This is a genomic window from Shewanella sp. 5S214 (assembly GCF_041439795.1).
Taxonomy (GTDB): domain Bacteria; phylum Pseudomonadota; class Gammaproteobacteria; order Enterobacterales; family Shewanellaceae; genus Shewanella; species Shewanella vesiculosa.
The window spans coordinates 130,274-137,360 of sequence record NZ_JBGOOV010000005.1; the positions used below are offsets into that span (position 1 = coordinate 130,274).

General features: G+C 42.0%; 5 protein-coding genes. 2 read left to right on the plus strand and 3 right to left on the minus strand.

Features of this window, described 5'->3' with window-relative positions:
• The first annotated feature begins 78 nt into the window (after positions 1-78).
• Positions 79-1,662: a PAS domain-containing methyl-accepting chemotaxis protein gene (locus ACED29_RS05035; protein ID WP_182698027.1), complete on the plus strand. Its 1,584-nt coding sequence runs from the start codon at positions 79-81 to the stop codon at positions 1,660-1,662.
• A 195-nt stretch (positions 1,663-1,857) separates the two neighbouring features.
• Here ACED29_RS05035 and ACED29_RS05040 read toward each other — a convergent pair whose 3' ends face one another.
• Positions 1,858-3,894: a methyl-accepting chemotaxis protein gene (locus ACED29_RS05040; RefSeq protein WP_371697176.1), complete on the minus strand. Its 2,037-nt coding sequence runs from the start codon at positions 3,892-3,894 to the stop codon at positions 1,858-1,860.
• A gap of 400 nt (positions 3,895-4,294) precedes the next feature.
• Here ACED29_RS05040 and ACED29_RS05045 point away from each other — a divergent pair, with 400 nt between their 5' ends.
• Positions 4,295-4,987, plus strand: coding sequence for a fumarylacetoacetate hydrolase family protein (locus ACED29_RS05045; protein ID WP_371697177.1), 693 nt, complete (start codon positions 4,295-4,297; stop codon positions 4,985-4,987).
• A 151-nt stretch (positions 4,988-5,138) separates the two neighbouring features.
• Here the strand turns inward: ACED29_RS05045 and ACED29_RS05050 are convergent, their stop codons facing one another.
• Together ACED29_RS05050 and pfaD are read right to left on the minus strand one after the other, a co-directional pair.
• Positions 5,139-5,396 (minus strand): hypothetical protein, encoded by a 258-nt coding sequence (locus ACED29_RS05050; protein ID WP_124016955.1) that lies wholly within the window; start codon positions 5,394-5,396, stop codon positions 5,139-5,141.
• A gap of 55 nt (positions 5,397-5,451) precedes the next feature.
• Positions 5,452-7,080, minus strand: coding sequence for an eicosapentaenoate synthase subunit PfaD (pfaD, locus tag ACED29_RS05055; RefSeq protein WP_371697178.1), 1,629 nt, complete (start codon positions 7,078-7,080; stop codon positions 5,452-5,454).
• Between the last annotated feature and the right edge of the window lie 7 nt (positions 7,081-7,087).

Consider the following 7,087-nt stretch of genomic DNA (forward strand, 5'->3'; position numbering starts at 1 on the left):
GTTATCTTTGCACCTTTGGTGTCAAAGATAATCTTAATGGATGCTTATTTTCCATACATTTAAAAGGATTTAGTGTCCATGCGCAATAACCAACCCGTTACTCTAAAGCAATATTACTTCGACGATGAAGTTCGTTTAATTTCAGGAACTGATTTACGCGGCCACATCACTTATTGTAATGATGCCTTTGTTGAAGTCAGCGGCTTTGACAAAAGCGAGTTAATCGGAAAACCCCATAATCTCGTTCGTCATCCCGATATGCCAAGTGAAGTGTTCAAAGAGATGTGGGCCTGTATTTCAGCTGGTAAAGTATGGATGGGGTTGGTTAAGAATCGTCGAAAAAATGGCGATTACTATTGGGTTAGCGCATTTGTCACCCCAGTGTTTGAAAACAATAAAGTAGCAGGATATGAGTCCGTTAGGATAACTGCATTACCTGCAGAAATTGCTCGAGCAGAGGCTGCTTATGCCAGGATTAAGGCCAATAAGTCCCCAAGGCCACTGCATGCTAAAATAACACATCAAGTACTTAAGTTGTTGCCCGTTTGGTTACCTATGTTTGTTTTGTCAATGGTACTCTTTGAGTTTTGGGGGCTGATCCCTGGCTTGATAAGTTTAATCACACTAACACTATCAGCTGCATGGTTAGGCTATAAACAACAGCAAGACTGGCTAGAAGTCGTCACACTCAATCCTAATTCGTTTACCGATCGCACTGTCGCAGAAACCTACTTTGCTGATTTTGGCGCCAAAGCACAGGCTAAATTAGCTCTTGGTTGTGAAATTGCTCGATGTCGTACCGCTATGACAAGGATCGAGGATGCAGCAGGATCTTTAGATGGTATTGTTGAGCATACCCAAGTTGAAGCAGAGTCAACCGCTAAAGCTGTCGGTCTTCAAAGCGCATCAATACAACAAATTGCTTCAGCCATTACAGAGATGTCTACAGCGATACAAGAGGTCTCTGCTAATGTCGAGCGTAATGCTGATAGTGCTAAAGATGCATTAGACAATGTGAGTGCAGGGGCTCTACTTGCAAATCAAGCCAAACAGTCTATTGATGAATTAAATCTCTCGGTTGCTGATATCGCGACTACCGTTCGCGAGTTATCGGAATCCACCAATGAGATTGGTCAAGCCGCCAGTATTATTTCCAGTATTGCCGATCAAACTAATCTACTTGCGTTAAATGCGGCCATTGAGGCAGCAAGGGCAGGTGAGCAAGGACGAGGATTTAGTGTTGTTGCTGATGAGGTCCGCTCTCTGGCATTTAAAACTCGCGAATCAACCGATAAAATTCACAGTATTGTCAGTGTGTTAACCAAACGTGCCAGTAACGCTGTCCAAGTGTCACTTAGGGGCGAGCAAGCGGCGAGTAAAGGTGTTCAAATTGTCGATGAAACTCGTAATGCATTAGCGTCGATTAATCAATCAGTCGAGCAAATTACCCAACTTACCTTGGATATGTCAGCCGCTGTAGAAGAGCAAGGCGCTGTCGCAGAACACATTAACCAACAGATTATTGATATTGCTGATTCAGCAGAGATAACTAAAATATCATCAGAAAAATCCTTACATAATAGTAGTGAGTTAGGTGAATCCGTAATGATGGTTAGATCAATTATCAGACGTTTTGCGGTTGGGGCCATAGGCAAGAAATAAATTAAACAGCAGATGTCAAAAAGGCCAGAAACTTGACGTTTCTGGCCTTTTTATTCGCTTAATCATGATGTTATAAAACGTTTCACTGCACTGATACATGAAGTCAGTGGATCAGCTCATGGCTCTAGCTGATAGTTTATTGAGTTATTGATACCGCCCCTCTGGCTTTTCCTCAGGTTTTTATTCGCTTAATGGTTATAGTTTAAAGCGTTCTACTGAGGTCGTCAGTGAATGAGCTAATTGGTTTAGTTGCTGGCTTCTTTCTGTCATTGATGCCGATTCTTGGGCATTTTGTTGCGCTGAGTCTGCAGTCTGAGTCATTGTTTGTTCTATTTGTTGACTGTAATTAACCTGTTCATTGGCCGCGTGAGTAATATTTTGGCTCATGCCACTAATGGTATTTAATGCGGTTTCTATTTTTTCAATCGCATCATGTAAAGATTGGCTTTGTTCTACACATTCACTGGCTTGGTTTTGTCCTTGGGTGATCGCCTTAACGGCGTTTGTGGTTTCTTGTTGCAATGCATCTATCATGGTTTGAATTTCAGCTGTTGATAATTGAGTTCTAGAGGCTAATGAACGTACCTCGTCAGCAACGACAGCAAAGCCGCGACCATGCTCACCCGCTCTGGCTGCTTCAATGGCTGCATTCAACGCAAGTAAATTGGTTTGGTCTGCAATAGCACTAATCGTTGTTAAAATCCCGCCAATATTGTTGCTATGCTGACTAAGCGTTGTCATGATCTTAACTGAGTCGTGCAAGCTACTTGATAAGGTCTCAATACGGATACGGTTATCATCGGCAATGGTTTTTATTTGTCCTCCTTGGACAGAGGCGGATTTGATATATTGTTCTGACTCAGAAGCTTGTTGATTAACCTGAGTTGAACTGTGATGTATTTGTTCGGCAAGCTGTTTGGCTTGGCTAATATTATCAATCTGTTGTGAAGCTGAATGAGATATTTTTTCGCTTTGTACTTGTGAGCGAATAGCGGATTCATCTAATTGATGGGCATCACTATTAATCGCTTGTAATAACTGGGTCAAATCATCAGATAACTTATTAGTGTTGTCTATCAATTCGCCAAATTCATCATTATTTCGTTTGCTTAATCGTTGCGATAAATCGCCACCCGCAATTCGCGATAATGCGATGTTTATTGCTTGTAGAGGGCCTAACATGGCTTTTGAGGTAAAGTAATAAATAAAAATCGCCATCGATACAAATATCACTGCCATTGAAATGGCTAATGTTTGTGCTGTCGTCACTTCATCAACGGCCACCATCTGCAATAGGTGGAACCTTTCGTTAGCGAGTGTGACTAATTGATCTAACTGCTGATTAGTCGTATCAAAAAAGGTGTTAGCTTGCAGGTGACTTTGCTCTGCCAAGAGTTGCTTATTGATGACATTTTGTTGCGCGATGTACAAGTTACCAGGCTCATCTGTAAATTGTTTAATTGCTTGCAAGTGAGTGTTAAATTCTGCAAATAGCGCCGCAGCACCTAAGGGTTCAGCTTGTTGAGTTAAGTAGCTGCCATTGACGCTAATATTACCTAATAACATGGCAACATCTTGTTTGTGGATGTCCACGGCATCGGTAGAGGTTAATCGACCGAGTTCTGTCATGGTATTACCCAGAGTAAATAGCATGTCATCGATACGTACTCCACCACCAACCACTTCTTCTAATAATGAGGCCTCATTTTCTGGCGCTTCGATAAGCTCTAAATCAATCATGTTATTACTGGCGCTGATGCGCGCATCGTCGAACTGTTGTTTTAAAGTGGTGAAAGTGGCGCGGGTTTGCTCTATTTCGAGTTTTGCGTTGAACATAGTGCGAGATTGCTTAATGTACTGCTCATAAGCATTTTTGGCTTTGGTTAACGCCTGTTGCATCGTCGGCTGATCGGCGACTTTAACTAATAGTGTGCTTAATACATTATCGAATTCTTGCTGTAATTGATTAAATTGTGTAAAGCTGAGATTAATATTGTCATTACCTGTTTGTGAATAAGCTAGGCTATCTGTTTTTGCCATTTTTAATAAGGTAATTTGCAACCCGTTCGATTGATTTTGTACCGGGACGGCTAAGGTTTCAATATTATTATTTGCTGTTTGAATTTGATTTAGGGAACCATAGAAAAAACTACTTCCAACAAGCAGTAATAAGCCTATTGAGGAAAAACCTAGCGCTATTTTTTGTTTAATAGTGAATTCGAACATGGCCATTTGGTCTCTCTTATTGTTATTTACCTGACGTCATTCATACTATATTTATATGTGCTATTGCTTGTTTATTGTCTGATTAAGACTGACTCTAGACTAGAACGTTGTAAAAAAAATGTAAATGCACTTATGCAAAAAATAGAAATATATCTTTGTTTTTATAGTAGTATTTCATTGTTTATAAGTAAGCAATACCTAGCTTGTAATCAAGATGTGTATATCCTTGTTAAGTTTATATGGCTACTGTTCAACATCTATATCGTCAGTTAGCAGCAAGATTGATAGGCTATCTTTATGTTCACTAGACACCCAATAGTATTTTGCTTTAAGTCTAAAAAGTGTAGTTGTTTATATCGCTAAATCGATATTTTTTATCATTATTTTGAAACCATTCGAGGTTAATGTGAGTCAACAATCGGTAACGCTAATACAAGCCAGTGGCCAACAGAAAAATATTACGCCGTCGAAAGTGATATGTATTGGGCGAAATTATGCTGAGCATATTGATGAATTAGGCAATGAAGTACCCGATGATATGGTGGTATTTCTTAAGCCTAATTCAGCGATTACTGAGAACTTATTAAGCTATAAGGACGAAGTGTTGCATTATGAAACCGAGTTGTGTTTTATGGTGGCAGATGGTCAGTTTGGTGCAGTTGGCCTTGGGTTAGATATGACTAAACGCGAGCTCCAAGGTAAATTAAAAAAACAAGGCTTACCGTGGGAGAGAGCAAAAGCCTTTGATAGCTCAGCCCTGTTTAGTCAATTTATTCCAATCACTCCGGGCATGGATAATTGGTGTTTTCAGTTAACCATTGATAATGTCGTGACCCAACTTGGGCATCAGCAATTAATGATGTATCAGCCTCGAGCCATTTTTAATGCGCTTAGTGAGTTTATGACTTTAAATGATGGTGATATTGTTATGACGGGAACCCCAAAAGGTGTGGGAGCTGTCACTGCTGATACGCAATTTACGATCAGTTTATGGCCTAATGTGCCATTTAGTCAGTTTGAGACTGCACTCTCGGGTGCTCATTCGCTTGAACAGCTTTGTGGTAAGCCAATGATCCTCAAGCAGTGGCTTGCTCAATAATCTTAGTACTGGATATGGCGATAGTGCTGCATGTAAATAGATAAAGCGCGAAAAAAAATGACCATCTTGTTAAAGGTGGTCATTTTTTATTGGTCATTGTTGGCGAGTACTTACGCATTTATCTTTTCAATGAGTATTGCTTTTATGCGTACTATTTCATTAACGCTACCGCTTCCATGTCTAGCTCGATATCGGTGCAACCTTTAGCACAATAAATCCCAGGGGCTTTAGCTGCAGGTTTGGCCTGTTTAGTGTTAGGCGGCAATTGCAGTGTTAGCGGTTTATTGCAATCACTGCAAGTGGCATTATTACCTTTAAGCATGCGCTTAATCAGATTCTTTTGTTGATTAAATGACGCCAATGTAGGGGCATTAATCGCTGAGAAATCGAGTTTCTGGGTATCGCTCATCTTAGTTCCTATCTTTGTAGCTGATCTCGCGATGAACCGAGATCCACTTGAACAACTATTTTATTTGATCAATTGGGCGCCAACGCTGTAATGCTACTGGAAGGCTAACGCCTTGCGCCGTCAATAAATTCACTCGGGCCAAATAAGCTGCCCCATGCATTAAATGTTTCGCTAAGTCTACTGCATGACGTTGGCTGTAGTCATCTAAATAACTATTTTTAGCCCAAGCGTTAAATGCGCCTAATGCTGGGCCTGCCCAAATTTGATAATCCATTTCACGGCCGACTTCACCAGAGTTTGACCAGCGGCTTGATAAGCCAAGATACCAACGGAAAATCAAGGCCATTTTACGTTTTGGATTGTCTTTAGCTCGTTCAATTTGCTTTGGGTCGCGCTCATTAAAATGCGCGACAGTACCAGCCCAAATATCATCTAGGCTTGAGCGGAATACTTGTTTTTCAAGTTTTTCGCGTTCGTCACTTGGAATCGCTTCTATTGAGTCATAACGGCTGTAAATTTCATACAACTTGTTGGCTCGCATCGGGAATAATGTGCCACGCTTGACCACTTGTAACTTGACCCCCATTTCGAACATATCAGCAGCGGGTGCCATAGTCACATCGGCCATTTCGGTCGTTGACAGTAATTTGCGCGTATGCTCGCTAGCCCCCGCTTCCACGCAGGCTTGGTTAATTGATCCGGTAACAATATAGGCTGCGCCCATATGAAACGTAGCCAGCGCGGCATCGGGTGTACCCACACCGCCACCCGCGCCAACACGGATAGGTGTTTTGTATTTGTATTGCGCTTGCACTTCATCTTTTAACGCCAAAATAGTGGGCAGTAACGTCACTAATGGACGGTTGTCGGTATGGCCACCAGAGTCGGCTTCAGCGGTAATATCATCTGCCATTGGTACAAGTTGTGCCAGTTCCATTTGCTCTGCGCTAATGAGGCCATCATCAACAAGTTGTTGCAGCATTTTAACAGGTGCTGGTTGCATAAACTTAATCGCGACTTCGGTGCGGCTAATTTTAGCAATCACTTTATTGTCGATTTGAATATCACCATGAGCATCGCGGCTTAAGCCTGCTGCGCGGTAATAGACTATTTGTGGGGTTAAGCCTAAAAAGGCTGAGGCCTCAACCGTGCGCACTTTATGTTTTAAAAATAGCTCAACACTGCCACGCTCAAGCGCTGGCTCACTCGGGCTGTGGATTAAGTTAAACGCATATGGCCCATTGGGCAGCGCGGCTTGGATGCGGTTTATCGCTTGTTCAACTCGAGATGGAATTAACCCAGCTGCGCCAAACGAACATAAAATACCCGCTTGGCCTAACGCGATAACCAATTCTTCCGAGGAAATGCCATTAGCCATCGCGCCAGCATAATAGGCATATTTAACTCCATGCACGCGGCGAAAATTACTGTCGCCTAAACTTTGGGTACCCAGTGCAGGTCCAAAAGCGCTTACAGGTAAAGTGTTAGGTGCATTAACTGCGTCGGTCACCACTTGAGCTTGTTGCGCCACGCCTAAGCCTTGTTGCGCGTCGTTAACCAAATAACACGCTTGTGATAAATCTTTGAGCTTTTTGTTCATCCCAGTTTGATCAAAGCTAACGTGTTGCTGGCTAACTTGCCATGGCCAAGGAGAAAGCTTTTCGTTGTGCACTTGTGTTGTCATTATTATT

Coding starts and splice junctions, on each gene's coding strand:
- pfaD (WP_371697178.1), bottom strand. CDS start 7,080: ATGACAACACAAGTGCACAACGAAAAGCTTTCTCCTTGGCCATGGCAA.
- ACED29_RS05050 (WP_124016955.1), bottom strand. CDS start 5,396: ATGAGCGATACCCAGAAACTCGATTTCTCAGCGATTAATGCCCCTACA.
- ACED29_RS05040 (WP_371697176.1), bottom strand. CDS start 3,894: ATGGCCATGTTCGAATTCACTATTAAACAAAAAATAGCGCTAGGTTTT.
- ACED29_RS05035 (WP_182698027.1), top strand. CDS start 79: ATGCGCAATAACCAACCCGTTACTCTAAAGCAATATTACTTCGACGAT.